Annotated in this window: 26 protein-coding genes and 1 tRNA gene; 17 read left to right on the top strand and 10 right to left on the bottom strand. The window is 37.5% G+C overall.

Features of this window, described 5'->3' with window-relative positions; translation table 11 throughout:
• The 6 genes from AC57AW_RS13305 to AC57AW_RS13280 form a co-directional block, all read right to left on the bottom strand.
• Entirely contained in the window at nt 1–1,170 is a 1,170-nt protein-coding gene (locus AC57AW_RS13305) for a glycosyltransferase family 87 protein (protein WP_496352263.1), read from the bottom strand.
• Nucleotides 1,171–1,199: 29 nt separating this feature from the next.
• Nucleotides 1,200–2,012 carry a 2,3,4,5-tetrahydropyridine-2,6-dicarboxylate N-succinyltransferase gene (locus AC57AW_RS13300; RefSeq protein ID WP_345200933.1) on the bottom strand — a complete coding sequence of 271 codons (813 nt, stop codon included), beginning with the start codon at nt 2,010–2,012 and terminating at the stop codon, nt 1,200–1,202.
• A gap of 83 nt (nt 2,013–2,095) precedes the next feature.
• Complete coding sequence (locus AC57AW_RS13295; protein ID WP_496352262.1) at nt 2,096–2,818, bottom strand: methyltransferase family protein; 723 nt, start codon at nt 2,816–2,818, stop codon at nt 2,096–2,098.
• 69 nt (nt 2,819–2,887) lie between these two features.
• Nucleotides 2,888–3,268: a DUF2255 family protein gene (locus tag AC57AW_RS13290; RefSeq protein ID WP_496352261.1), complete on the bottom strand. Its 381-nt coding sequence runs from the start codon at nt 3,266–3,268 to the stop codon at nt 2,888–2,890.
• 108 nt (nt 3,269–3,376) lie between these two features.
• Nucleotides 3,377–3,706, bottom strand: a complete 330-nt coding sequence (locus AC57AW_RS13285) for a LytR/AlgR family response regulator transcription factor (RefSeq protein ID WP_496352260.1) — start codon at nt 3,704–3,706, stop codon at nt 3,377–3,379.
• 12 nt (nt 3,707–3,718) lie between these two features.
• A complete protein-coding gene (locus AC57AW_RS13280; RefSeq protein WP_496352259.1) occupies nt 3,719–4,291 on the bottom strand; it encodes a C40 family peptidase in 573 nt (190 codons plus the stop codon).
• Between the two features lie 97 nt (nt 4,292–4,388).
• Here AC57AW_RS13280 and AC57AW_RS13275 point away from each other — a divergent pair, with 97 nt between their 5' ends.
• Nucleotides 4,389–5,084 (top strand): hypothetical protein, encoded by a 696-nt coding sequence (locus AC57AW_RS13275; RefSeq protein ID WP_496352258.1) that lies wholly within the window; start codon nt 4,389–4,391, stop codon nt 5,082–5,084.
• A 37-nt stretch (nt 5,085–5,121) separates the two neighbouring features.
• Here AC57AW_RS13275 and AC57AW_RS13270 read toward each other — a convergent pair whose 3' ends face one another.
• A complete protein-coding gene (locus AC57AW_RS13270) occupies nt 5,122–5,490 on the bottom strand; it encodes a hypothetical protein (RefSeq protein ID WP_496352257.1) in 369 nt (122 codons plus the stop codon).
• 387 nt (nt 5,491–5,877) lie between these two features.
• On the opposite strand from AC57AW_RS13270, the gene AC57AW_RS13265 reads away from it, so the two are divergent.
• Entirely contained in the window at nt 5,878–6,561 is a 684-nt protein-coding gene (locus AC57AW_RS13265; protein ID WP_318845949.1) for a hypothetical protein, read from the top strand.
• A 132-nt stretch (nt 6,562–6,693) separates the two neighbouring features.
• Nucleotides 6,694–7,158, top strand: coding sequence for a hypothetical protein (locus tag AC57AW_RS13260; protein ID WP_496352256.1), 465 nt, complete (start codon nt 6,694–6,696; stop codon nt 7,156–7,158).
• A 178-nt stretch (nt 7,159–7,336) separates the two neighbouring features.
• Here AC57AW_RS13260 and arr read toward each other — a convergent pair whose 3' ends face one another.
• Nucleotides 7,337–7,771: an NAD(+)--rifampin ADP-ribosyltransferase gene (gene arr, locus AC57AW_RS13255; protein ID WP_496353885.1), complete on the bottom strand. Its 435-nt coding sequence runs from the start codon at nt 7,769–7,771 to the stop codon at nt 7,337–7,339.
• Nucleotides 7,772–8,374: 603 nt separating this feature from the next.
• On the opposite strand from arr, the gene AC57AW_RS13250 reads away from it, so the two are divergent.
• The 11 genes from AC57AW_RS13250 (at nt 8,375) to AC57AW_RS13200 (ending at nt 18,254) form a co-directional block, all read left to right on the top strand.
• Complete coding sequence (locus AC57AW_RS13250; protein WP_496352255.1) at nt 8,375–8,848, top strand: Dps family protein; 474 nt, start codon at nt 8,375–8,377, stop codon at nt 8,846–8,848.
• 31 nt (nt 8,849–8,879) lie between these two features.
• Nucleotides 8,880–9,647, top strand: a complete 768-nt coding sequence (locus tag AC57AW_RS13245; RefSeq protein ID WP_496352254.1) for an alpha/beta fold hydrolase — start codon at nt 8,880–8,882, stop codon at nt 9,645–9,647.
• Between the two features lie 106 nt (nt 9,648–9,753).
• A complete protein-coding gene (locus AC57AW_RS13240; RefSeq protein ID WP_318845954.1) occupies nt 9,754–10,449 on the top strand; it encodes a LytR/AlgR family response regulator transcription factor in 696 nt (231 codons plus the stop codon).
• A gap of 132 nt (nt 10,450–10,581) precedes the next feature.
• Nucleotides 10,582–12,768 (top strand): ATP-binding protein, encoded by a 2,187-nt coding sequence (locus tag AC57AW_RS13235; RefSeq protein ID WP_496352253.1) that lies wholly within the window; start codon nt 10,582–10,584, stop codon nt 12,766–12,768.
• 12 nt (nt 12,769–12,780) lie between these two features.
• Nucleotides 12,781–13,839, top strand: coding sequence for an NADH:flavin oxidoreductase/NADH oxidase (locus AC57AW_RS13230; RefSeq protein WP_496352252.1), 1,059 nt, complete (start codon nt 12,781–12,783; stop codon nt 13,837–13,839).
• A gap of 23 nt (nt 13,840–13,862) precedes the next feature.
• The gene (locus AC57AW_RS13225; protein WP_496352251.1) at nt 13,863–14,414 is read left to right on the top strand and encodes an antibiotic biosynthesis monooxygenase; all 552 of its coding nucleotides are present in this window, start codon (nt 13,863–13,865) and stop codon (nt 14,412–14,414) included.
• A 233-nt stretch (nt 14,415–14,647) separates the two neighbouring features.
• A complete protein-coding gene (locus tag AC57AW_RS13220; RefSeq protein ID WP_496352250.1) occupies nt 14,648–15,694 on the top strand; it encodes a cupin domain-containing protein in 1,047 nt (348 codons plus the stop codon).
• Between the two features lie 5 nt (nt 15,695–15,699).
• Entirely contained in the window at nt 15,700–16,392 is a 693-nt protein-coding gene (locus AC57AW_RS13215) for a YoaK family protein (RefSeq protein WP_496352249.1), read from the top strand.
• A 4-nt stretch (nt 16,393–16,396) separates the two neighbouring features.
• Nucleotides 16,397–16,858 (top strand): redoxin domain-containing protein, encoded by a 462-nt coding sequence (locus tag AC57AW_RS13210; RefSeq protein ID WP_496352248.1) that lies wholly within the window; start codon nt 16,397–16,399, stop codon nt 16,856–16,858.
• Between the two features lie 2 nt (nt 16,859–16,860).
• Entirely contained in the window at nt 16,861–17,379 is a 519-nt protein-coding gene (locus AC57AW_RS13205; protein WP_496352247.1) for a DsbA family protein, read from the top strand.
• Nucleotides 17,380–17,432: 53 nt separating this feature from the next.
• The gene (locus tag AC57AW_RS13200) at nt 17,433–18,254 is read left to right on the top strand and encodes an alpha/beta fold hydrolase (protein ID WP_318845962.1); all 822 of its coding nucleotides are present in this window, start codon (nt 17,433–17,435) and stop codon (nt 18,252–18,254) included.
• Nucleotides 18,255–18,370: 116 nt separating this feature from the next.
• Here AC57AW_RS13200 and AC57AW_RS13195 read toward each other — a convergent pair whose 3' ends face one another.
• Nucleotides 18,371–19,168: an HAD family hydrolase gene (locus AC57AW_RS13195; RefSeq protein WP_496352246.1), complete on the bottom strand. Its 798-nt coding sequence runs from the start codon at nt 19,166–19,168 to the stop codon at nt 18,371–18,373.
• Between the two features lie 326 nt (nt 19,169–19,494).
• Here AC57AW_RS13195 and AC57AW_RS13190 point away from each other — a divergent pair.
• Nucleotides 19,495–19,568: transfer RNA gene (locus AC57AW_RS13190), tRNA-Ala, on the top strand.
• Between the two features lie 226 nt (nt 19,569–19,794).
• Here the strand turns inward: AC57AW_RS13190 and AC57AW_RS13185 are convergent.
• Nucleotides 19,795–22,170 carry a TonB-dependent receptor gene (locus tag AC57AW_RS13185; protein WP_496352245.1) on the bottom strand — a complete coding sequence of 792 codons (2,376 nt, stop codon included), beginning with the start codon at nt 22,168–22,170 and terminating at the stop codon, nt 19,795–19,797.
• A 110-nt stretch (nt 22,171–22,280) separates the two neighbouring features.
• Between AC57AW_RS13185 and AC57AW_RS13180 the strand changes: the two genes are divergently transcribed.
• Nucleotides 22,281–23,948 (top strand): histidine kinase, encoded by a 1,668-nt coding sequence (locus tag AC57AW_RS13180; RefSeq protein ID WP_496352244.1) that lies wholly within the window; start codon nt 22,281–22,283, stop codon nt 23,946–23,948.
• Nucleotides 23,945–24,643: a LytR/AlgR family response regulator transcription factor gene (locus tag AC57AW_RS13175; RefSeq protein ID WP_496352243.1), complete on the top strand. Its 699-nt coding sequence runs from the start codon at nt 23,945–23,947 to the stop codon at nt 24,641–24,643. Before AC57AW_RS13180 ends, AC57AW_RS13175 begins: the two co-directional genes overlap by 4 nt.
• Nucleotides 24,644–24,739 lie beyond the last annotated feature (96 nt).

The following is a 24,739-nucleotide window of genomic DNA, read 5'->3' as shown; positions in this document are numbered from 1 at the left end:
TTAATTCAGGCTGTAATTTTTCTCAAAATCTTTAGTCAGAAGCTCATAAGTCACTCTCAACCAGATTACAATACAAGGTACAGCTTTTAATGAATATTTGATGATATAGTTTTCTTTTACAAATTTCGGGAATAGATCCGAAGTTGAAAAACAAGTGAAAATAATGACAAAAACCAACAGTCCAATAATCAACGGTGTTCTTTCTTTCTGAAGGAAAAACCATATCAATACTCCTACAACTGCAATAATGTAAGTTGGAGATTCTGAACTGGAACTGAACAATACTAAAAACAGTAAGGTTGAAGCCAGAATCATCAATTGGAAAGCATAGTGTTTGTATTGTTTAATTCTGATATAAGGTAAAGCAAAAAGCGGTAATCCACCTGCTAAAAAAACAAGGTTGGAAATAGATGCATCTCCTAAAACTCTTCTTACAAAGCCCATCAACGAGATATCCTGCATATTTCCTAATACCTGATTTTCACTGTTCTTTTCTACAATAGACTGAAACCAGTCCGAATAACACTGAATGACAAACTGCGGGCTTGAATATGCCATCGGAAGCACGAAAAATAAAACTGCAATGGCAACTCCCGAAAGAATAAATTTGGTTTTGTTTTTAATAAAGAAAAACTGTGTCAATCCTACAATTCCGTAGATTTTCACAAATATTCCTATTAAAATTGCGGTTACAGACTTTACTTCTTTTCTTTCGTAAATATAGACTGCGGATAACAGCAAAAGGCCTGTCAATGCTACATTAAACTGCAAACTTAAAGCTGCTGTAATATATTCCTGAAGGCAAAGCAGTCCGAAAATTGCTTTTTTACTGTCTGAAAACGGCAGTTTATAAATTCCGTAGATAAAGATAAAAGTATTGGCAACATTCCAAAGTGAGATTCCCAGCCAATCCGGCATCATGGCAAACGGAACAATTAATGCACTGAAAAATACGCCATAATGGTTTAAATCAAAATAAAGATCTGGATAATGGATGAATAAGTTTTTCTGATGAATGGTATTAAAGAATACATTTTTAAAAATCAGATAATTATTAATCGCATAATCTCCTCTCAGATATTTGGAAATTGCTGTAACAACCGATATAATAAGATAAACCCCAAATATATATTTAGGGTTTAATAGTATTTTAAGAAATTTTTCTTTCAAGATTGTGGTATTAGCTTACAATATTAATCTTATACTGCTACATTATTATCTCTCAATGCATCATTCAGAGATGTTTTCTTGTCTGTAGATTCTTTTCTCTGACCAATGATCAATGCACATGGAACCTGATATTCTCCAGCTGGATATTGTTTTGTATAGCTTCCAGGGATTACTACTGAACGTGCAGGAACTCTTCCTTTGATTTCAATAGGAGTATCTCCTGTAACATCAATAATTTTTGTAGAAGCTGTCAATACTACGTTTGCCCCCAATACTGCTTCTTTTTCTACGTGAACTCCTTCTACAACAATACATCTTGAACCGATAAAACAGTCATCTTCAATGATTACCGGAGCAGCCTGTAACGGTTCCAATACTCCACCAATACCAACACCACCACTCAGGTGAACATTTTTACCGATCTGTGCACAGCTTCCTACAGTCGCCCATGTATCTACCATTGTTCCGGAATCTACATAAGCACCAATATTAACGTAAGAAGGCATCAAAATCACTCCAGGAGCAATATAAGCACCTTCTCTAGCAATCGCATGCGGTACAACTCTCACCCCTTTTTCAGCATAATTTCTCTTTAAAGGCATTTTGTCATGAAATTCAAACGGACCTACTTCAATAGTTTCCATTTTCTGGATCGGAAAATACATTACCACTGCTTTTTTCACCCATTCATTTACCTGCCATCCGTTTTCAGTAGGCTCTGCTGTACGAAGTTCACCTTTATCAACCAAAGAAATAACCTCTCTAATTGCCTTTTGGCTGTCTTCATTCTGCAATAAATCTCTGTTGTCCCAGATATTTTCAATAGTTTGTTGTAACGACATGTTTCTTATTTAAATTAGTTTGAAAAATTATACCGGCCAAAGATACAAAAAAGTTCAGCAAAACGGTTTTTAACGTTATGCTTTTAATAAAGGCTCAGCATACGCTTAACCCTATTTTTATAGGCCAGGTAAATTTGTCCGTGCTCTTTCATCAAATACTCTTCTTCAAGCCGTATCTGAATCTGTATCAAAATACTTCCCATCAAAAAGAAAGTCAGGGCAATTACAGTGGGGATAACAAGAAAAAAACCAATAAGACTTATTGTCATTCCCAGAAAGATAGGGTTTCTGGAAAATCTGAATAATCCTTGGGTTATCAATTCTGTTTTTGTTGTATTATCAATCCCGATCCGCCAGGAGTTTTTCATCTGAATCTGAGCTGTGATGACCCAAATCAAAGCCACAATCATTAAAATAAACCCAACACACTGAAAAACAGCTTTATTGAGAAATGAAATTTTAAAAACGGATAAAATATGTGGAAAAATTGAAAGAAGCATTACATAGATAAACAATGTAAAAAGTATCAGTTTAAAATAAAATCCTACAAGACCATATGTAGAATCGTCTCTGGGGAGCACATTAGGGTTTTTACCAATCCGTTTTGCGACTCTGTAACTGATCCCGATAAACGAGATGGCAAAGAAGAGAATGAAGTATAAAGGAATAAAGAATCTGGTGAAATCTGTCATATGGAATAGTTTTGGACAAATTTCCGGAGTTTCAGAATGCAATGCTATTGCAATGACAGGAACTTCATTAGGTTTGCAGAAATTCCCCTCCTTTGGAGGGGTGCGAAAATTCAAAGAATTTTTGACGGGGTGGTTAAAGAATATGATTATATAAATTTTGGCTAAAAACCCGTTCCTATTAAATTACAAATAGTAATCTCCGATTATAAACTCCATTGTTCTGGCAATATGTTTGTCCTGAGTAATCCCTTGCGAATATGGGATATTGTGGCCTGTATTGTATTTTGTCAGATATGCCTGATTAATTTCTTCAGTAAGTTCGTTGATGTCATCAGGAATGACAGCTTGTATAGGATAAATGGCTTCGCCACATTGAATTTCTCCTGCTGAATTTTCTAAAAAGGCAGTATACCAGCTTCTTTGGGCAAGTCCCCAGGATCTAGCAAATACTCTGTTCCGGACAACAACCATCCATATTTCAAGAAACTCAGGTCTTTGCTGTCCTGCTTTTATTCCAATAATATTATTGGTTTTGATGTAATGCAATGCATTGTCTTTATTCATTCTGTAAGTTTTTGGTAAAACTAGAATAAGAAAACAGGAATAAAAACTTTTTTATGTACAGGGTAAGAAATAGAATGCAGATGAATCTTTTTCTGATGTTGATAAGATTTAAAGCATCATTTTACTGAGAACGGAATGGAGACAGTCTTTATAGCTTTTGGCCACTGTAATTTTTAATTCACCACATATGAGGTGATTGTCTTCAAAAGATTCTATATTGGTAAGATTGACAATGTATGAATTGTGAACCCGCATAAATTCGTCCGGAAGGCTTTCAATGAGGTCTTTAAGTGTTTTGTAGTAAATATATCTTTTATGATCTATGGTATGAACTTCTACATAATTCCCGAGCCCTTTGATAACATTAATATCTTTAAAGAAAAGCTTGATCAGCTTTTTATCTGTTTTAATGAAGGCAAATGTTCGGTTTTCTATCATGTTGAAAGATATTTACAGCACTCTTTGGGCATGCAGGTATGCCTTATTCCAGTATCTTTCGTTCAGGGATGAAATCATCACTCCTTTTGAGGTAGAGGCATGGATGAACTTCACTTCTCCGTCAGGACCAATATCATGTACAATTCCTACATGAGAGACTCTGCTTCCTCCTGCTGTTGCAAAAAACAAAAGATCACCAGGTTTTACTTCTTTGATATCAATATTTTTTCCGGCTTCAGCCTGATCAGAAGATCTTCTTGGAAGGTTGAAATCATTTTCCTCAAACACTTTTACGGTAAATCCGGAACAGTCAAATCCTGATGACGTATTTCCTCCGAATTTATAAGGAGTTCCGATGTATTTTTCAGCATCTTTCAGAACATCATTGATTGATCTGGATACACTCCCATCAAATTTTGAATCCAGTTTTCTGAGATTTTCAGACTTGGCAACAGTTTTCGTATTTGACTTTTTACTGCCGGAAACACTTTTCGATGATCCGCAGGAAACTACAAAAGCAGATGCAATCAGTAAAACAGACCACTGCTTTATTCTCATTTTTTGTTCAAATAATCCCAATCCCATATTCATCTGATTTATACTTGATTAAGTAATTCTTCAACAAATATACATTTTATATTTTAATTATAATATAACTATACTACAACTATATGATAAATATATGTTAAAATTTTGTTTTCAGGTATTTATTGGTATATTTGATTTCTATTTAGAAGATATGGCAACCTATGAAAGTCTCATCAAGATCACAGGCGCTGTAGGCGACCTGGTATTTTATAATCTGAACGGTAAGAATGTGGTTCGGAAGAAAAGCGGGTTCAATAAAGCTGCTTTTAAAAAGAGTCCGTCGTACGAGAAAGTACGGCAGAACAGTTCGGAATTCGGGCACTGCTCCAAAATCGGAAAGATTATCAGAAATACGCTGGAGCTATACATTAAAGAAGCAGGTGATCCCCTCCTCTACCAGAAATTCGCAAAGCTTATGACAATGATCAAAGATCTGGATAAGGTTTCCGAAAAGGGAAAACGAACGGTTGAAAATGGGTTAAAGACTGAAGAAGGAAGAAAGTTTTTGAGAGAATTTCAGATGGGTACGATCCCTAATGTTTTAGATTGTATCAGAATTCAGGATCAGCTCCTCTATAAAAATGATGAATGTATCGTTGATAAAGCTGTAATCATCACTATAAAGTTAGATTCGGAAAATTACAGCACAGAATATGCTGAAGAAATAATCAGCTGGAAGCAGCAACAGGAAGGTACTTTTAAAAAGTATTTTTCAGAAAATGATCTTCTCCTTTATTTTATGGTTCTGAAGAATGATCACGATGAGATTACCCATATGGGATTTGTTTAAATAAAAAAAGTCTGCAGAATCTGCAGACTTTCTTGTTTTATTTCTTTTCTCCTTTCCAGCTTCCTGACTGTGCTGGTGTTGGAAGTGTGTTGGACCAGTTTCCGTTTCCTTTTTTCTCCGTTGTTAACGTTCCCTTGAAATCTCCTTGTGAAGGAAGTCCCACTCTTGCGTTAAGATCTCCCGATTCACTTAAATTTCCGGTAATGCTGTAATTTTCATTATTAACATCGGAATGCATTGTTCCTACTACTTTACCACCCTCATCTACCACGAAGTTCCAAACTCCTTTATCATTTCCTTCATAAGAACCTGACCATGTTCCTACATAATCATAGATGGTATCATCATTAGAGCTGCAGCCGATAAATAAAAACGCCGTTAATAAAAGTAAAAAAAGTTTCTTCATAGTTTCAGTAGTTTTATAACCTAAAATCCTATTATTCCCGATGTACTTCCTTTTAAAAATTCCGTCACAGAGAATAGTGCTTAATATTTATTATTTTTTTTGTTCCGTGCAAATCTACTAATTTTTTCATTCAAATTATCTGAATTTTAATTAGCACCTAATATGTTTATTAAAAAACAACATATTTTGGCTAAAATACAAATATTTTTCAAACAAATACATAGTGTATAAACTTTGAGTTATTTTTAAAAAAGATATTTAAAATTTGATATTACTCTATTTAATATCCGTTTACAATTAGTTTATATGAGATTTCAGGCGATTTCTACAAACGTTTTAAAGTTATTTCCTATATTAGTGAAAAATTTAACCTTTTCAAAAAATAACATGAAAACAAAAACATTCTTTTTGGCAGCAATTGCTATTGGTGGGAGTTTAACAGCACAGGTTGGGATTAATACATCTACTCCTTCTCATACGTTGGATGTGAATGGTCTGGTAAGAGTAAGAGGACTGTCAAATGCTGAAAAAAAAATTGTTGCGGCGGATGCACAAGGAGTTTTAACCCTTATATCTCCTGAAGAAATTTTTGCTCCGAAAGCTTTATTGAACACTTCTACTTCTTCCAGTGAACAAAGGCTGACCATCTATGAAGGAAAATGCTTTCAACCTACTGATAATGCTTCTTCGTGTACGGTATCTGTAAACCACTATACTTCTTGCGCTGGTTTTACTAATCCTGTCGATACACAAATCATTGTAGGACAAGGCATTAATACAGGTAACGGACAGTTTTTAGGAACCTGGGCAGCCCGTTATGTTGATAATAAAGGATTCAGCGGAACAACTCCTATTGCCAATCAGACAGCTCCAGATTATCCAAGAATCTCCTATCCCGCTACTAATACTGTAAACTATTTAGGAAACGGTAATTTCGGTGGGCAATGCAATACTGATCTTGTAACAACGATCAACCAGACCACCGGAGACATAAAAGTAGAGTCTGTGAAACGAAACATGTTTGCACATCTTGTGTATCTTATCAACATTGCCCGTTCCAGATCTTTATAATACCAATATTTGATTTCAAAAAAGACAGCCACAATTGAATTGTGGCTGTTTTTTAGTAAGATTTCGTAAATAATCAATCTTTTTATTGAAAGGAAAAGAAATACATTACTTAAAAAATCGTACTATTATCATATGAAACAGATACCGACTGAAGAAACTTTTTCCTCCCCGAAATGGTTAAAAATAATTTGTTATTTTTTCGGACTACTCTTAATCTTGGCTGGATTTGGTCTTCTCATACAGAAAGACCTTCCACAAGAGATTATTTTCTTGGTGCCATTACTTTTGCTGATTGCTATAAGTATGTTGATGTATACCCGGCTAAGACTAATCATTTCAAATACGGATATCCGTTTTACAGGAGGTCTGAGACAACATCAATTTCTTTGGACTGATATTACAAGAATAGATATGAGAAAGGTTGGTAAATATCAGACCCCCATCTGCACTTTATTCTATGGCAAAAAATCACTGCCACTCCATAGAGGCTTTTATTTAAAAGGACAGTTTGATAGAATTTTATCCCTGTTGGAAATGAAGGCTGCACCGGAACTATTCTCTGAGCAATATCAAGCAATCCGTCATCAGATCAATTAATCAGTAAGATTATTCCAATAAAAAAAGCCCCCATCGGGAGCCTAAAACTATTGGATGAATGAAAAACTTATCCCAAATGTATGAAATATTCATTCCGCCTTTTATGCGTACAATCATAATCAAAGATTTTCCTTGTACTTATTATTTGATATCGAGTAGATGAAAGCGAATAATAGGGTTAATTGATAATCTCCCCTTTGCTGTCATCTAATTTTTCACGAAACCTTTGAAGATCTTCAGGATTAGGTTTTGTCCATTCTTTAGCCTCTCCAATAATTTTTAAAGCCATTTCGGAGCGATAAGAACGGGTGGGATTCCCTGGGAATTTCTTATCTGTTACATTGGGATCATTTTCATAAATTCCCGTGGGCTCTACAATATATACACGCTCTACTCCATCTCCTTTTGCTAAGGCTGCAGCAAGTCCAGCTCCATTAATCAAAGCTGTGAAGTAAATATGGTTCATTTTTAATTCTGACTTATAATTGGAGATTCCGCCTGCGGTCAAAACATCTCCAATATGCAGATCGGCTTTTGTTCCATGGTAAAAAGGGCCTTTATCAGAAGGATGATTTTTTAATAACAACGATCGTTCAGCGTTCTTTTTTGACATTTCAGTATCTCCCGAATCCTCATAGCATTTGGAAATATTCAAATAAAGAGCAGGCAACGCACTTTTAACCGTATCATCATTGACTTTTAAAGCAAAGTCCAAGGCTATTTCGAGCCATTTTAACCGATCAGCAGCTGTTTTTTGATGTCGTGAAATATAATGGGCTGCAAGAAACTTCTCATGGTCATCCGTAGCTTCTTCCCAGGCTTGTAAAAATAATCTTTCTGCCTCTTCTAGCATTTTATTCTCTTCCATGCTCATCCCTTGCAGACATAACTTAACTACATTATTAAAAGGTGAAAATTCCATACTTTATTTTTTACTTATTTCTGAATGCACTTTATCCTAATTGAGCAAATTTATACAAAATACAACAATGCTGGTCGCCAATGAACTGAAATTATATTAATGTTCTCTTGATAACAATATTACTATGATAAGCTTATTTATCCGAATTTCCAGCTATTAATAATCATTTGAGAAACGGAGCTTTTCAACGATTGCTTATGCCCGTTTATCGAAAACCGAGGCCGTTTTACTGTATTATGCAGGACCTTTACATCAGGAAAAGAGCAATAATGCTCAACTATAAATACCATTATTATGAAAACAAAAATCGGAATTACAGAAAAAAACACAGAGGCAGTCGCAGAACAATTGGCAAAATTATTAGCTGATGAGACACTGCTTTACATCAAAACAAGAAATGCACACTGGAATGTAACGGGAGACAACTTCCACGCCAACCATATTTTCTTTGAAGAACAGTACAAACAACTGGATGAACTGATTGACAGCGTTGCAGAACGTATGCGAAAAATAGGACATTATGCTCCGGCAACCATGAAAATCTATCTGGAACTTACTCATTTAACTGAATATAGTGAAAGAACCAATGACGGACTTGGCTTTATGAAAGACCTTTTGAGTGACCACGAAAGCATCATCGAATTTCTCCGTGGAAACATCACTCCTTTTGCAGAAAAATACAAAGATTACGGAACCAGTGATTTCATAACAGGATTGATGGAAACCCATGAAGAGATGGCCTGGATGATCCGTTCATATTTTAGATAAAAAATATATTTAATTTTAAAAAAAAACAGTTATGAAAACCGCATTGAAACAACTTATAGTCATTTTGTTTACCATTACAGGAGCCTTAGGGAATTTTATGTATGGACAAAAAATGCCTGTCAAAAACATTGTTTTGGTTCATGGAGCTTTTGTAGATGGCTCCGGCTGGGAAGGAGTATATAAAGAACTTGTCAAAAAGGGATATCATGTTTCTGTCACCCAACAGACTTTGCTATCTTTTGAAGATGATGTGAAGCAGGTAAACAGAATTATTGACCAGCAGGACGGTCCCTGTATTCTGGTAGGTCACAGCTATGGCGGCGCTATTATAACTACCGCAGGAAACAATCCAAAAGTTGCCGGACTGGTATATCTTGCTGCACATGCTCCTGATGAAGGCGAATCTGAGGCAGACAACGGAAAAAAATATCCGTCAGAATATAAATCTCTAATTAAAGGAAATGACGGATTTGATTATATAAATCCTTCTAACTTTCCGACAGACTTTGCAGGAGGTGTGGCAAAAGAAAAAGCTGATTTTATGGCCATATCACAAACGCCTACACAAGATTCTGTTTTTCACGCCATTATTCATAATCCGGCCTGGAAATCAAAACCAGTATGGTATATGGTTGCTAAAGCAGATAAAATTATAAATCCAGATTTGGAACGTCTCTATGCAAAACGAGCCAATAGCAAAAAAACAATAGAAATTGCAGGTGCAAGCCACTGTGTCTTCATGACCCATCCTAAAGAAGCTGCTGAACTGATTATTGATGCCGCTAATGGGAGTAAATAAAATTTGATACACATACGATCTTATTAATTTACAAATTCAAGCATAACGAAAGAATGTCCGAAAATAATTAAGTAGTATATTTGTGTAAACAGAAAGAATTATACCTATGAAAGCTTTAATTGTGGACGATAATGACATTGCAAGAACTACTTTAGCACATCTGGCAAAACAGATTCCGAATCTCACGGTTATTGATGAATTTTCCAATGCAATTAACGCTTACAATTACCTGCAGTCCAATCCGGTCGATTTAATTTTTCTGGATATAGAAATGCCTGAAATGACTGGAATTGAACTCACGAAAACCCTTTCAGGTAAAGATACTATTATCATTTTCACGACTTCCAAAAAAGAGTATGCACTTGAAGCTTTTGAACTCAATATTGCGGATTATCTTTTAAAACCTATTATGCCGGCAAGATTCCTGCAGGCGGTAAGCAAGGCACAAACTATTCTCGAAAGCAGAAAAGAAAATGTGGAAGTAACCAGGGATGAGTTCCTTTTCGTAAGAGATTCTAATGTTACCAGGCGCTTAAAGCTGGATGATATTTTTTACGCAGAAGCCATGGGCGATTATGTGAAGTTTTATACAAAAGAAAAAATGTTTGCCATTCATGGTAAAATGAAAACCGCTGAAGAACGTCTTCCTAAAGAGCATTTTATAAGAGTCCACCGCTCTTATATTGTTTCTGTAAGTAAGATTGATACCCTTCAGGATGGCGGGATTATGATCAACGGTAAATTCATTCCCGTAGCGGATGCCTATCGTAAAGCACTCAATACAAGAATGAACGTTTTTTAACAGCCAGAGATCGTTAAACCCCTTACCCCATCTTTTGATCCTAATCCTCAATAGGCTTAGGGCTATCCCCTTCTTTTACCAATACTTCCACCTTTAATCAGATCGTTATTTATGAAAAAAACATCTTCAGTAATGAATAGTAAACGATTCAGTTATTTCATTATTCTGGCATTTATTGCGGGCTCGCTTCTATTGATCATTGTTCAGATCAATTCAGCAAGAAATACCAAAGCTCTTATTCAAAATAACAATACCCTTCTGAATGAATTGCGCTCAAGCAACCATTTACGGGAGATTGACCGGGATATTTTGGGGGTAGAAAGCAGAATCAGGGCTTCAATTGCCACGAATGATACGTCACACCTGGAAGGCATTGATCAAAAAATCAATCAGATTGAAAATTTCCTGGACTCTCTCTCCAGAGACAATGTAAGTGCCTCAGAAGAAAAGCTCATCCACAGGTTAAGTGTTCTTGCCATGGAAAAAAAGACCACCAAAGACAAATTAATGCAGCGTTACAGGTCTTTGGGAAATATGGATGACAATACCTCAATCGCCAATCCACGCGCAAGAAATATTTCTAATGAAATCACCAGGATTACTGCCAAGATCTATGAGAGCCGAAAGCTGAATATGGTTGAACTCAGCCAAAAAAGTGGAAAAATGGGTCAAAAAGCAAGGTTCTATGATATTTCATTGCTGATTTTGCTCATATTAAGCGGTTCCATTGTAGGGTATCACATTCTTCGTCAGTTCAACCGCCAGAGATTATTGATCAGTGAACTAGATGTTGCCGAAAAAAAAGCGTTGATAGCCGCACAAACCAAAGAAAATTTCCTGGCCAATATGAGCCATGAAATCAGAACTCCTTTAAGCGGAATTCTGGGATTCACCAATCTGCTTCAAAAACGTCCACTGGATGAAACTTCAGCAGAGTTTGTCTCTTCCATACAGCGTTCCGGAGAAAATCTGATGACCATCATCAATGATATTCTTGATTTATCCAAAATAGAAGCAGGAATGATGCGCATCACACCGGGAATATTCAGTATCAATGGACTGGTTAACTCTGTTGAGACATTCTTTACAGAACGGGCAAAAGAAAAAGGGCTTACCATTGCCAGTAAAATTGACTCCTCCATTCCTGATACTTTGGTAGGAGATGCAACAAGATTAACCCAGATTCTGGTCAACCTGATCGGAAATGCTATAAAATTTACCCAGCAGGGAAATATTACCATTGAAATTTATAATAAACAGCAGACTGAAAAAGAAGCCATAGTCGGATTCAGAATTTCAGATACCGGAATCGGAATTGACAAAGAAAAACTCAGCGAAATTTTTGAAAGATTCAATCAGGGAGAAGATTCTACTACCAGAAATTACGGAGGAACCGGATTAGGATTATCTATCGTGAAAAGTTTAATTGTATTGCAGAATGGAAACATTGAAGTGACCAGCGAACAAGGCAAAGGCACAACATTTCATTTTTACATACCTTACGGGATTGCTGAAGAACAGCTCACAATAGTTCCTGCAACGGATCCAAATTATTTTAAAGATACATCCAATACTCCTTTGAAAGTTCTGGTTGTTGATGATAATACGATCAACCAGAGTCTGATGAAACATCTGCTTTCCCAGTGGAATATAGATTTTCATGTGGTATCAAACGGTCTTGAAGCAGTCGGTTATCTCACCAATAATGAATGTGATCTCATATTAATGGATATACAGATGCCGCAAATGGATGGATATGCTGCCACACAAAAAATAAGAGAGGAACTGAAACTGAATATTCCGATCATCGCAATGACTGCCCACGCTCTGCCAGGTGAAAGAGAAAAATGCCTGAGCCGTGGGATGAATGAATATATTCCGAAGCCTGTAAAGGAAGAAGAACTGTTTACATTGATTTCAAAATTAGGATTTAAAGAAAACAACAGATCCGAAAAGAAAGCCGAAGATACCCCATCTGATTATCAGTACATCAATTTAACTTATATGCACACTGTAAGCGGTGGCGACAAAAGCTTTGAAAAGCTGGTCACCCAACAGTTTATTGAGAATATACCCAATCATTTACAACAGCTGGCAACAGCATATAAAAATCAGGATTTTGCAGCCACGAAACTATGGGCTCATGACCTCAAATCAAGTATTTCAATAATGGGACTACACCCCTTACTAAAAGAAAAACTGGATATTCTGGAAACGGCTTCAGAAGAAAACCCTGAGCTTCAAAAAATATTGACAGAGGTACAGGAAATTCTGTTACAGGCTGTTTCCGAAGCTCAATCATTTTCAAAATCACTTTAAAAAACTAAAAAAATGAATTTATTTTCACCGATACACATCCGCAGTCTTACGTTAAAAAACAGGATTGTAGTATCTCCTATGCAGCAATACAGTGCAAAAAACGGAATTCCGGGCAACTGGCATCTCGTTCATCTGGGAAGCCGGGCTGTAGGCGGAGCCGGACTGATTCTTACAGAATGTACTGCTGTTTCAGAAGAAGGTCTGGCCACATTATCCGATGTAGGAATCTGGAATGATGAACAGCAAAATGCATGGACAAACATTGTGAATTTCGTTCACGAGCAGGATGCAAAAATAGGCATTCAGCTGTGGCATGCCGGAGGAAAAGGAAGCCTGAAGCATCCCAATGAAAGAATGAAACCTCTCACCCCAGAAGAAGGAAGCTGGACTGTAAAATCTTCTTCTGCCAGAGAATTTAACGGCGTTTTTGCAAAAGAGCTCACCATAGATGAAATCAGGGAGCTTACCGCTAAATTCGTAAAAGCAGCACTCCGCTCTGTTGAAGCTGGTTTTGATACTATTGAACTTCATGCGGGGCATGGTTACTTATTTCATCAGTTTTATTCCGCAGTGATCAATAAAAGACAGGATCAATATGGCGGAAGTTTTGAAAACAGAATCCGGTTTTTGATAGAAACCGTTCAGGAAATCAGAAAAGTGATTCCGGTTGAAATGCCTTTGTTCGTAAGAATTTCCTCAGTTGATTATATAGAATCAGATGAAGCGTGGACATTGGAAGACAGTATCAGACTTTCAAAAATACTCAAGGAAAATGGTGTAGACTTCATTACTGCATCCGGCGGCGGATTTACCAATGTAAGCAAGGACAAAGTGTTTCCCGGATATCAGGTTCCTTTTGCAAAATCAATTAAAGAACAAACGGATGTGATGACCGGAGCTGTTGGAATGATTACAGAAACTGAACAGGCTAATGATATTATCGCCAGCGGAAATGCAGATTTGGTTATTATTGCCAGAGAGCATTTGAGAGATCCATATTTTGCAATTCATTCTGCTAAAACATTGGGTATTGAAACAGAGATCCCATGGCAGTATAAAAGAGCGTATTAAATCAAACAGAAAAAATATCAGTTATGGAAAATCAGGGCGCTTCCGTTGTTATTACCCATCATATTCAGGATGGAAAACAAAGGGAATACGAAAAATGGCTGGACGAAATTGTTCCGGTTACCAAGCATTCAGAAGGATTTATTGATCTGCAGATTGTACGTCCTATTCCTGATCTGACTTTTGTATATACTGTTATTATCCGTTTTGATACCATTAAAAACCTTAGAAGCTGGATGGAGTCAGATGACCGGAGAAATCTCATTGAGCGAGCCAACCCGCTATTCACAAAAAATGATAATTACCAGATAAAATCCGGACTGGATTTCCTTTTTAATTCAGAAAATGAAGGCAATAAAGTTCCTGTCCGCTGGAAACAGTTTCTGGTTACCTGGTCTGCCATTTACCCGTTATCAATTCTTATTCCTATTGTCGTCCTACCCTTTTTAAGATTATGCTCTATTCCTGCTAATCATTATTCTGACGGATTTATCAATTCAGGGATCATCGTTTTTCTGATGGTATTCGCAGTAATGCCCAATTATACCCGGCTAATCAAAAAATGGCTGTATAAATAAATGGACATCATAGAATTCAACTATACCAAAATCACTGGAAAATTCCGGTGATTTTTTTATTGAATAAAATCCGCATCCTCCTCCCGGCCGCCCTATTCATCGATTATCGCATTGTTTTTTATTCTCAACGACTCATTTTGCCTTTTCACCGAATGACACCTAAAAAAAGAGCGGTTTCGAGGTAGCTTTACAATAGTAAAAACAAAGAAAATTAATCCCTAAAAAACAAGAATATGAACTCAACATCATTAAGTTTCAGATACGAATTAGAAAAAAAGGAACCGCGTACCAATGATGGCGGTACAACAAGAGGAGCTTCTGTAAAAGAATTTCCTGCGTCTATAGGTATTGCCGGAGTTTCCATGAGACTACAGCCCGGAAGCATGAGAGAACTTCACTGGCATGCCAATGCTGCAGAATGGGCTTATGTGATTTCAGGAACGGTACGTACAACGATCATTCATCCGGACGGTCACAGTTATACAGATAATTTTGAGCCTGGTGATGTTTGGTATTTTCCAAAAGGTTACGGTCATTCTATTCAGGCTACAGGAACGGAAGAATGTCATTTTATCCTGATTTTTGACAATGGTAATTTTTCGGAAGATCATACGTTCAGCGTCACAGACTTTGTTTCAAGCATGCCTCCGGAAATTGTTGCACAAAATCTTGGTCTGAGTCTTGAAGAAGTAGCAGCACTTCCTCAGAAAGAGGTGTACTTCGCGGCAGGAATTGTTCCGGACGAATTATCTGCTAATGCAGCAGCCCGTCCAGAAGAGTCAGATATTGAACTGACAAGTCTTCACCGCTACCCTTTGCATTCTCAACAGCCAAGAATTATTCCTGGTGGAGGTTTGCAGAGATTGGTTACCCGTAAAGAATTTCCTATCAGCACAACAATGGCCGGATCTATACTGGAACTTCAGCCCGGAGCATTAAGAGAAATGCACTGGCATCCCAATGCAGACGAGTGGCAGTATTTCATCTCAGGACAGGCAGAAATGTCGGTGTTTTTGGCAGAAGGTGTTTCTGTTACAGAGCAGTTCAATGCCGGGGATGTGGGTTATGTACCTATGGGAGCCGGACATTACATCAAAAATACGGGTGATACGGTCTGTAAAGTATTGATTGGATTTAATAACGGTACCTATGAATCTATTGATGTAAGCGAATGGCTTGCAGGAAACCCGAAAGATGTAGTCACAACTAATTTTGGACTGAAAGAAGGAGAAATAGAAAAGTTTCCGGAAAAGAAAGTATTCATCAAACCTGGAAAATAAACACCTTGCTTTCGGAAACACAATCTCTTATATCTGACGGCTCTGTCAGGCTACAGGAGAAACTTGCAATATTTCTGGCTTTTATCGCGGGATATACCGATGCTACAGGACTGATTCAATGGAAAACTTATGTTTCTTTTATGAGTGGAAATACCACGCAGCTGGGGGCGGCTTTTTTCAATGAAAAATCCGGCATAATCATTACTTCTGTTACAGTCATCTTATTTTTTCTGATCGGAATCTATACTGGTACCTGTTTATCATTATGGAAGAAATGCAAAATTAAAAATATTACCTTCTACATCGTTTCAGGAATAATGATCTTTTACAGTATAGCTGATTATTATGAACCTATTGCCAATGTGATATCTATCGCAGTGATTGGTTTTTCGATGGGACTTATGAATACGATTGTAACATCAGTCGGCAGCCAAAAGATCAACACTGATTTTGTTACAGGAACTTTAAACAGCCTCGCAAGAGCAGCAGCTATGTTTGTAATGAATGATCATAAAGACCAGCGCAATGAATATAAAGCGAATATCTTTCATTTATTATTCTTATGGCTGGGTTTTCTTTCCGGTGCTTCAGCTGCTCCTTTCCTACTCTCATTTTTAGGAAACTGGACACTGATTTTTCCGGCAGCTTTACTGCTGATTTGCGCATTAACAATACCTATTTCAACTATTAAAAACTAACCCAATGTTACAAAAAAATACAGTTGCTCCTGATTTTACATTATTTGCAACTCCGGATCAGAAAATCACCTTATCCGAATTCAGGGGCAAAAACGTCATTCTTGCCTTTTATCCCGCAGACTGGAGTCCGGTTTGTAGTGACCAGATGGCATTGTATAACGAAATGCTGAAATATTTCAAAAAGTATGATGCTGAGATTTTTGGAATTTCTGTAGACAGTAAATGGTGTCACCTGGCATTTTCACAATCCAGAAGCCTCCATTTTCCTTTGCTGGCAGATTTTGAAGCGAAGGGAGACACCGCAAAGAAATATGGGGTTTACAACGATGAGGAAGGAGAATGCAACAGAGCACTTTTTGTCATTGATAAAGACGGCATTATCCAATGGAGTTATCAGTCTCCCACGGCTATCAACCCAGGCGCGGACGGAATTTTAGAAGCATTAGAAACCCTTAACACAAAATAATTATGTCATTAAAACCAGCAGTCAGTAATGCTGACCATACCCAAGGCAGTTTAGATGCCGATTTAGTCATTGTAGAATACGGAGATTACCAGTGTCCTTATTGTGGAGCCGCCTATCCGGTTCTTAAAGAATTAATGAAAGAATTCGGAGATCAGATCAGATTTGTTTTCAGAAATTTTCCTCTGTCAGAAATGCATCAGTATGCAAGACCGGCAGCGTTGGCAGCAGAAGCGGCTGGATTACAAGGGAAATTCTGGGAAATGCATGATGCTATTTATGAAAATCAGGAATTTCTGAATGAAGATCTGTTACTAAAGCTTGCAGAAAAACTGAAATTAAACATTCCCGAATTCCAGGAAGATATTCAAAAACAGGCATTAGCAGAAAAAGTAGATACCGATTTTGAAAGCGGTATTATGAGCGGGGTAAACGGAACTCCTTCATTTTTCATTAATGGAAATAAATTCAATGGCAGCGCTGAAGATCTTTTTCAGCTGGTACGTGAAAATACCATTAACTAAACAAAATCATTTTTAAAATAAAATCAATTCATAACATTAAAAACATAACAACAATGAGCACATTAACATTAAAAGACGGAACAGAAATTTTTTACAAAGATCAGGGAGAAGGACCAGTACTGATGTTTCACCACGGATGGCCTTTATCATCCGATGACTGGGATGCACAGGTGATCTTTTTCTTACAGAAAGGCTACAGAGTTATTGCCCATGACAGAAGAGGACACGGACGTTCAAGCCAGAACATTTATAATCATACCATTGAACAATATGCTTCTGATGCAGCCGAACTGGTAGAATTTCTTGATTTGAAAGATGTGGTTCACATTGGGCACTCAACAGGCGGCGGTGAAGTGATCCGTTATGTGAATAAATATTCTAATGGAAGAGCTAAAAAAGCAGTTCTGATCAGTGCTATTCCACCAGTAATGGTAAAAAGTGAAAGCAATCCTGATGGTGTTCCGATTGAAGTTTTCGACAATATCAGAGACCAGACCCTCAACAACAGAAACCAGTTTTATATTGATTTAACATTTCCTTTCTACGGGTACAACAGAGAGGGTGCCAACATCAAAGAAGGTATTCAGAGAAACTGGTGGAGACAAGGCATGATGGGCGGTATTGTAGCACATTATGACGGTATCAAAGCTTTTTCTGAAACAGATTTAACCGAAGATTTAAAAGCTGTTGATATTCCTGTTTTAGTTCTTCACGGAGAAGATGACCAGATTGTCCCGATTGAAAACGCCGCTATAAAATCAGCGAAGTTATTAAAGAACGGAAAACTGATTACCTATCCCGGTTTCCCTCACGGAATGCCGACTACAGAGCATGAAACAATTAATAAAGATATTCTGGAGTTTATCAGATCTTAACCCCGATCTCTATTATCCCTATACCAAGATGAGCCTTTAGGGCTCATCTTTTTTATTATTTTCAGAAAATATGATAATATTTTTCACAAAAGACCAATGATACACAGAATGCAATATTAGTTCTGTAAGTAATCTTTAATCGCTTTCAATACACCAAAGCTGTCATTCGTAGAAGCCTCAAAATTGGCTACCTGCTTCACATTTGGGTGGGCATTTTTCATAGCATAGGAATATTTGGCATTCTTCAGCATTTCTATATCATTCATATAGTCTCCGAAAGCCATCGTATTTTCGGGAGAAATCCCCAGAGACTTCTGAAGTATTTTCAGGGCATTCCCTTTATTAATATCTTTATTCATGACATCCAGCCAATGTGCTCCAGAAATGACTATTTCCAGACCCAGATCTTCAAATTTTTTAAGAACAGGATAAAGATGCTTTTCAGAACCATCCGGATGATAAACTGCAATTTTAAAAGCTGTATCATCAATTTTTTCCGTCAGATCATCTTTCTTCATATTTTTGGTATAATACTTCGAGAAAAAATCCACGAACTGTTGATCATCAGTTTCATAATAAGCATATTTCTTGGCTGATAATACAGCTTTGGCTCCTGGTATTTCACGAACAGTCTTTATGATCTCAACAATATGTTTATATTCCAGGGTATCAGCAAAAAGTTCCTGATCTTTATAAACCACATAGCCGCCGTTTTCAGCAATAAAACCGATCTCGTTCTCTATATCTCCGAAATAATGGGTAATCCCCGGCATCTGCCTTCCGCTTGCCGGTACAAATAAAATATTTCTTTTTTTCAGTTCCTTGTAAACATCCGAAAATTCAGGGCTCATTTCATGACTGGAATTGAGGAAAGTCCCGTCCATGTCGGTAACAATTAATTTAATATGCTCCATAATTTTAGTGGGAAAAGCTACATTCTGAATGAATCAGAATCACAATTGGTTTATTCTTTTTCAAAGATATTGATTTTATTATTTTTTATTGCAGTGAATAGCTGGCAGACTTTCTAATATTTATTTTTATATTGTCTTTTACTATCCTTACATCATCCTTTTGCAACATCCTATCAGGGTAATAATGTTAAGCACCTAAATTTTGAATGCGTACAAAATGTAATTCTTTTCCATTTCAAATTTTTATTAAATAAAAAACTACAAAATAGTTGCATATATTATTTAAATACTTACTTTTGTACCCGCTTCACAACAAAAGAAGACAAGGGGGATTGGCGCAGTTGGCTAGCGCGTTTGACTGGCAGTCAAAAGGTCACGGGTTCGAATCCCGTATTCTCCACTTTGTGTAATTGATGAAATCCTCAAAATGCACTAAAAACTCATAATCCTGCAAAATTAAAATTTGCAGGATTTTTTTTGTTCAATGAAATCGCAGATTTTTCAGCAGAATAATTTCTGGACATTGGTAAGCGCATGTAATTCAATCGTTTTCGAACATAAAAATCACTATAAGAATCACGTTCACCCCTTAACTACTTGCTTTTTTATTTATAGGAAAATAAAAATTAATCACGGTTAACACTTTTTGCCTGCCGGACAGCCTGGTTATCTTTCAGATTAAGCTTATAGACCAATGTTAACCGATAGCGGGCTGCATTGGGAATACTGGTTTGGTTGATCTCATAATCTGAGCCTTTAGTCACGCTACTGGATTTTCTAAGCGCAAACAGGTTACTTACATCAAATGTCACCGTTACTTTATCCTTCAAAAAAGTCTTGCTGCAGCCAAAATCAATACTATGTAGAGCATTGTTACGGGTTTGCGCAGTGGCATTGGCTCCTCTCAGATTATAAACGGTCTGGAAAGCAAGTTTATTCTTCAGTTTCAGCTGGGCACTTAACCGTGCGGTAAGCGTATTACCTGAATAATCAAAGCTTTGAGCCTGATAAGTCCCTTGCTTGGCATAATGAAATAAATTAAGCTCTGTATTTACCTGCAGCCATTTAACAGGGTTATACAATAGTGATAATTCAAAGCCCTGTCGTATTTCTTTATCAATATTAACGGGCATACTGATAAACAGTCCATTGGTATTTCTGTAGGTATAATCTTCTATTACTCCCCTATTTTGCTGGTAATAGAATGCAGGATTAAAAGTGAGGGTTTTCCAGTTTCTAAGAAAAGCGACTTCAAATACATCAGCATAAGATGGGTTGAGATCAGGGTTACCAACATAACGAGTGCTCAGATCTGTTAATTCGTTAAAAGGATAAATCATGTATAGAGAAGGTCTGTTGATCCGTTTACTGTAACTGCCCTGCAAGGTTGTCCCTTCATTAAAATGATAGCTGATATTGAATGTTGGAAAAAGACGGTTGTAATTTTTATCATTGGTATAGCTCCCTTTGAGGTCTTTGATTCCGATATGGGTCAGCTCACCGCGTAAGCCTGCCTGATAGCTCAATTTTCCTGTCTTCCCGGAAAACTGTACATAAGCACTTCCAATCAATTCTTTATACAACAGATGATTGTCAATCTGATCAATGATTTCCCATTCTGTATTATTTTGTTGTTCGGCAATAAAATCACTGGTTACACTGCGATTCTCTGCTTTCAGTCCAAATTCCAGTACAGAAGTGCTGTCCAGAGGTTGTATCATATCTGTTTTAATCATAAAATCTTTACTTCCGCCCGTTGAATTTGTTCTGATTACAGGCAAAGTAGCAGCTACCGGTAAAAGCTTACTGGTTGCCAGATTCCAATCTTTACTGCTGTTCCAGAAATCATATTGCAGATCAATGGTAAATTTCTTTCCAACCCGTTCAAAAGTACGGGTATAATTAGCTTCCAGCTGATTGAAGCTTCGTTTTTCCCATGATTCACCTTTGCGGATAAGACTGCTGTCTATCATGTCATTCTTTCCTGAATACAGGTAATTTAAGCTGGTCTTGTCATGATCATTGGTTGCGTTTCTTAAAAATGCAACAGTAAGCGTATTATGGTCGTTGATCTGATAATCTGCCCCAAGATAAAGTAATCTGGCATCATCGTGTCTGTCTTCATCCTGTCGCTGGTTCAGGTAAACCGGTGTATCCAGAAGCCCGGTAGACTGCTGCATCGTGTACAAGCCTACATAATCTGACAATCTCAATCCATAAGTTCCAAATAAATTAAGCTTATTTGATTTATAATTAAGACTGGGGCTCAGACGGGTTTCATTGGGAATACCACCAACTACCCGAAGCTGGCCGCTAAATCCTGACTTCTTATTCTTTTTCAGGATAATATTAATTATTCCAGCCGAGCCTCCGGCATCAAACCTTGAAGAAGGATTGGTGATCACTTCCACCCGTTCCACCTGATCTGCAGGCACCTGCTCAAGGGCATTCCCTTGGGTTAATCCGGTACGTCGTCCGTCTATCAATACCAATACATTCGTATTTCCCCGAAGACTGACAGCGCCTATAGGACTTACACTCACCGAGGGAACCATATTCAACAGATCTGTGACAGCTCCCGATTGTGAGAGAACATCTTTCCCCACTTCGAAAACTTTTTTATCCAGTTTCAGACTGACAGATGCTCGTTGAGAAGTCAGTGATACTTCTTCCAACAATTTTGCATCAGGCTCTAAAAGGATTGTCCCAACCTTTACCGAAGTCCCAGAGCTGACCTGTATAGGCTGATTAATGGTTTTAAAACCCATAAGACTGTAACTGATATGGTAATTTCCTGCAGGGATATTTTCCATACGGAACATTCCTTTACTATCTGTGATAACAACGGCAAGTTGTTTTTCCTGATTTTCTTTAAGTATTACAGTTACATACGGTATAGGCAGAGCCGGTTTTTCATGCACTGTACCTATTATTTCTGATCCCTGTGCAAAGCCGTATTGAGCAGTAATCAGTATGACAAAGATTAATATTATCTGTTTCATAATGTAAATGTAAAGCGAGGAGCCAGGCACTTTACTTAAAAACATGTGAACGGCTCTATCAGCTTTTAAACAGTCATCAGATTTTGGGTATTCCGTTGTATATTTACATTATGCAGCATCTGTTATTTTTATTAACGTTTCTTGGTTTCCTGGTTCCGGCTGTTATCAGCAATGAAAATCCCATACCTGTCTACAAAACCGGTGACAATACGGCATGGGTAGCAAAAAACTTCAATGATAAAGACTGGTCAGAATCCCGGGGAAATACTTCGGACAAGATATTCTGGTCGCGAACGCATTTAGAACTTCGTAAAGTAGAAAAAGATGTCCTTCCTCTTGGCCTCCAGATACAATCCTTTGGTGCTTTTGAAGTCTATTGGGATGGAATATTAATCGGTAAAAACGGACAGGTTCCTCAAAATGGAAGACCTGAAGTACCCGGTACCGAGGGCAGCTATTACAGAATTCCGGATCATTTAGTTTCACCGGGTCTTCATACGGTTGCCTTGCGAAGTTCACAATCTTCGCTTCCCCATGTACAACGGAGCATTAGTTTTAGTATAGAAAACTATCCTACATTATTGACCAATCCATTGATTACCATGTCTTATATGAACTTAATGGCCGGAGCCTTCCTCACTGCAGCCATCTATTACTTTTTCCTTTATGTGAACAGCAAACGTAAACAATGGGATATCCTGATTTTCGGAACCATTTGCCTGCTTTTTTTTGCTTTACTAATAATGGAATACCTGAAGTTCCATGTGGTTATCCCTTATTCCAGATTTTTTATCCGGCTGGAAATCATCGGCTGGCTGACTTTTGCCAATGCACTACTCGTTCCCTTGTATTTTATCATCCAATTCAACTTTAAAAAAGGAGGCTGGCTCATGGCAGCTTTATTGGTAACTCTGCTGTTATTGTATGGGTTTAATTATGGGCATTATGACCTGACTGCCCGGCTCTACAGTCTTGCTATGCTTGTCACTGCTTTTATTGTGGTACTGAATAGTATTATCCAAAAAGAGAAAGGTAGTTTTATCGTACTGACCGGACTTTTACTCAGTGCTTTGGTCAACAGATATATGGTATATGATTTCGGACTGTTCGTGAGTTTTACCGTGATCGTCTTATGTATGCTTTACCTGCATTCCATCCGTACCAGTGTTATTGAGGCTGAGCATCAGAATTCTTTACTACTTTCTTCAAGACTGCAGCTGGAACTGATCAAAAAAAATATCCAACCCCATTTTTTAAGAAATACTCTTACTTCTATGATGGATTGGGTGGAAGAATCTCCCAAAGAAGGATCACGCTTCATCCAGGCATTAGCGGCAGAATTTGATATTATGAACGAAATCTCTGAGCAGACCCTGATCCCAATATCCAAAGAACTGGAACTCTGCAGACAGCATCTTTCTGTGATGGGATTCCGAAAGGAAATCAATTATATCTGGGAACAAACCGGGATTGACGAAACACAGTTTATACCGCCTGCCGTTATTCATACTTTACTGGAGAATGGTATTACTCATAGTGAACCGATGTCCGGAAATACTGTTAAATTCATCCTCCATTATTCGGTTACGAAAGAGGCTCATCAGTATGTTTTTGAAACTATCGCAAAAAATCGGCGGGTACTGACAGACCGTACGGGTGGTAACGGTTTTAAATATATCAGAGCGCGTTTAACGGAAAGCTATCAACAAAACTGGACCTTCAATTCGGGAGCTACAGAAAGCGGCTGGGCATCTACTATTCAAATTTTACGACCATGAATATACTCATCATAGAAGACGAAGCCCGTATTGCCAGACGTTTAGAACGAATGACCACTGAGTTTTTCGGGAATGAGCCTACCCGAATTACGATCTGTGATTCTCTACAAAAAGGGCTTGATGAAATTGCCAGTCAAACTCCGGATCTACTCCTTTTGGATCTTAATCTTAATGGTGATAACGGTTTTGAGATATTGGAGCAGATGGTTGCAGCTTCTTTTCATACAATTATTGTTTCCGCCAATATCGACAAAGCGATCCACGCATTTGCCTATGGTGTGCTTGATTTCGTTCCCAAACCTTTTGATCAGGACAGGCTTTTTCAGGCTTTGAACCGGTTTATCAGTCCGGCAATAAAACATGATGAAGCTATTAAATACCTAGCAGTAAAAAGGGCCGGACAGATTCGGCTGGTGAATATTGCTGAGGTCATCTACGTCAAAGGGGCCGGAATTTATACTGAACTGCATCTTAAAAACGGGCAGCAAGAATTACATGATAAATCACTTGAGCTTTTGCAGCAACTCCTTCCTGACCGGTTTGAACGTATTCATAAATCTTACCTTGTTAATCTTCAACAGGCTGAAAAGATATTGATTAATCCTGGTTCCCGGTATGAATTGCTGCTCCTGACAGGGGAAATCTTACCAATAGGACGTTCAAAATACAAGGAACTTAAAAAAAAGATAATCTGATGCATGATATAAGCTGAATCATCACCTTCAGAGTTCACTACCTGCCAAAAATTCCGTTTCTGTATTTTCATCATTAAAGTGCTACCCTGGATGAGA

The sequence above is a fragment of the Chryseobacterium sp. BGA-UO-ETr-SB22 genome (assembly GCF_059567885.1).
Note: the sequence above shows the minus strand (reverse complement) of the source record. Positions and strands in the feature narration are given on the sequence as shown.

What these genes read in the sequence shown, in the direction of transcription:
- AC57AW_RS13300 (WP_345200933.1), bottom strand. Translation starts at nt 2,012, where the DNA reads ATGTCGTTACAACAAACTATTGAAAATATCTGGGACAACAGAGATTTA.
- AC57AW_RS13290 (WP_496352261.1), bottom strand. Translation starts at nt 3,268, where the DNA reads ATGAATAAAGACAATGCATTGCATTACATCAAAACCAATAATATTATT.
- AC57AW_RS13285 (WP_496352260.1), bottom strand. Translation starts at nt 3,706, where the DNA reads ATGATAGAAAACCGAACATTTGCCTTCATTAAAACAGATAAAAAGCTG.
- AC57AW_RS13280 (WP_496352259.1), bottom strand. Translation starts at nt 4,291, where the DNA reads ATGGGATTGGGATTATTTGAACAAAAAATGAGAATAAAGCAGTGGTCT.
- AC57AW_RS13275 (WP_496352258.1), top strand. Translation starts at nt 4,389, where the DNA reads ATGTTAAAATTTTGTTTTCAGGTATTTATTGGTATATTTGATTTCTAT.
- AC57AW_RS13270 (WP_496352257.1), bottom strand. Translation starts at nt 5,490, where the DNA reads ATGAAGAAACTTTTTTTACTTTTATTAACGGCGTTTTTATTTATCGGC.
- AC57AW_RS13265 (WP_318845949.1), top strand. Translation starts at nt 5,878, where the DNA reads ATGAAAACAAAAACATTCTTTTTGGCAGCAATTGCTATTGGTGGGAGT.
- AC57AW_RS13260 (WP_496352256.1), top strand. Translation starts at nt 6,694, where the DNA reads ATGAAACAGATACCGACTGAAGAAACTTTTTCCTCCCCGAAATGGTTA.
- arr (WP_496353885.1), bottom strand. Translation starts at nt 7,771, where the DNA reads ATGTCAAAAAAGAACGCTGAACGATCGTTGTTATTAAAAAATCATCCT.
- AC57AW_RS13250 (WP_496352255.1), top strand. Translation starts at nt 8,375, where the DNA reads ATGAAAACAAAAATCGGAATTACAGAAAAAAACACAGAGGCAGTCGCA.
- AC57AW_RS13245 (WP_496352254.1), top strand. Translation starts at nt 8,880, where the DNA reads ATGAAAACCGCATTGAAACAACTTATAGTCATTTTGTTTACCATTACA.
- AC57AW_RS13240 (WP_318845954.1), top strand. Translation starts at nt 9,754, where the DNA reads ATGAAAGCTTTAATTGTGGACGATAATGACATTGCAAGAACTACTTTA.
- AC57AW_RS13235 (WP_496352253.1), top strand. Translation starts at nt 10,582, where the DNA reads ATGAATAGTAAACGATTCAGTTATTTCATTATTCTGGCATTTATTGCG.
- AC57AW_RS13230 (WP_496352252.1), top strand. Translation starts at nt 12,781, where the DNA reads ATGAATTTATTTTCACCGATACACATCCGCAGTCTTACGTTAAAAAAC.
- AC57AW_RS13225 (WP_496352251.1), top strand. Translation starts at nt 13,863, where the DNA reads ATGGAAAATCAGGGCGCTTCCGTTGTTATTACCCATCATATTCAGGAT.
- AC57AW_RS13220 (WP_496352250.1), top strand. Translation starts at nt 14,648, where the DNA reads ATGAACTCAACATCATTAAGTTTCAGATACGAATTAGAAAAAAAGGAA.
- AC57AW_RS13210 (WP_496352248.1), top strand. Translation starts at nt 16,397, where the DNA reads ATGTTACAAAAAAATACAGTTGCTCCTGATTTTACATTATTTGCAACT.
- AC57AW_RS13205 (WP_496352247.1), top strand. Translation starts at nt 16,861, where the DNA reads ATGTCATTAAAACCAGCAGTCAGTAATGCTGACCATACCCAAGGCAGT.
- AC57AW_RS13200 (WP_318845962.1), top strand. Translation starts at nt 17,433, where the DNA reads ATGAGCACATTAACATTAAAAGACGGAACAGAAATTTTTTACAAAGAT.
- AC57AW_RS13195 (WP_496352246.1), bottom strand. Translation starts at nt 19,168, where the DNA reads ATGGAGCATATTAAATTAATTGTTACCGACATGGACGGGACTTTCCTC.
- AC57AW_RS13185 (WP_496352245.1), bottom strand. Translation starts at nt 22,170, where the DNA reads ATGAAACAGATAATATTAATCTTTGTCATACTGATTACTGCTCAATAC.
- AC57AW_RS13180 (WP_496352244.1), top strand. Translation starts at nt 22,281, where the DNA reads ATGCAGCATCTGTTATTTTTATTAACGTTTCTTGGTTTCCTGGTTCCG.
- AC57AW_RS13175 (WP_496352243.1), top strand. Translation starts at nt 23,945, where the DNA reads ATGAATATACTCATCATAGAAGACGAAGCCCGTATTGCCAGACGTTTA.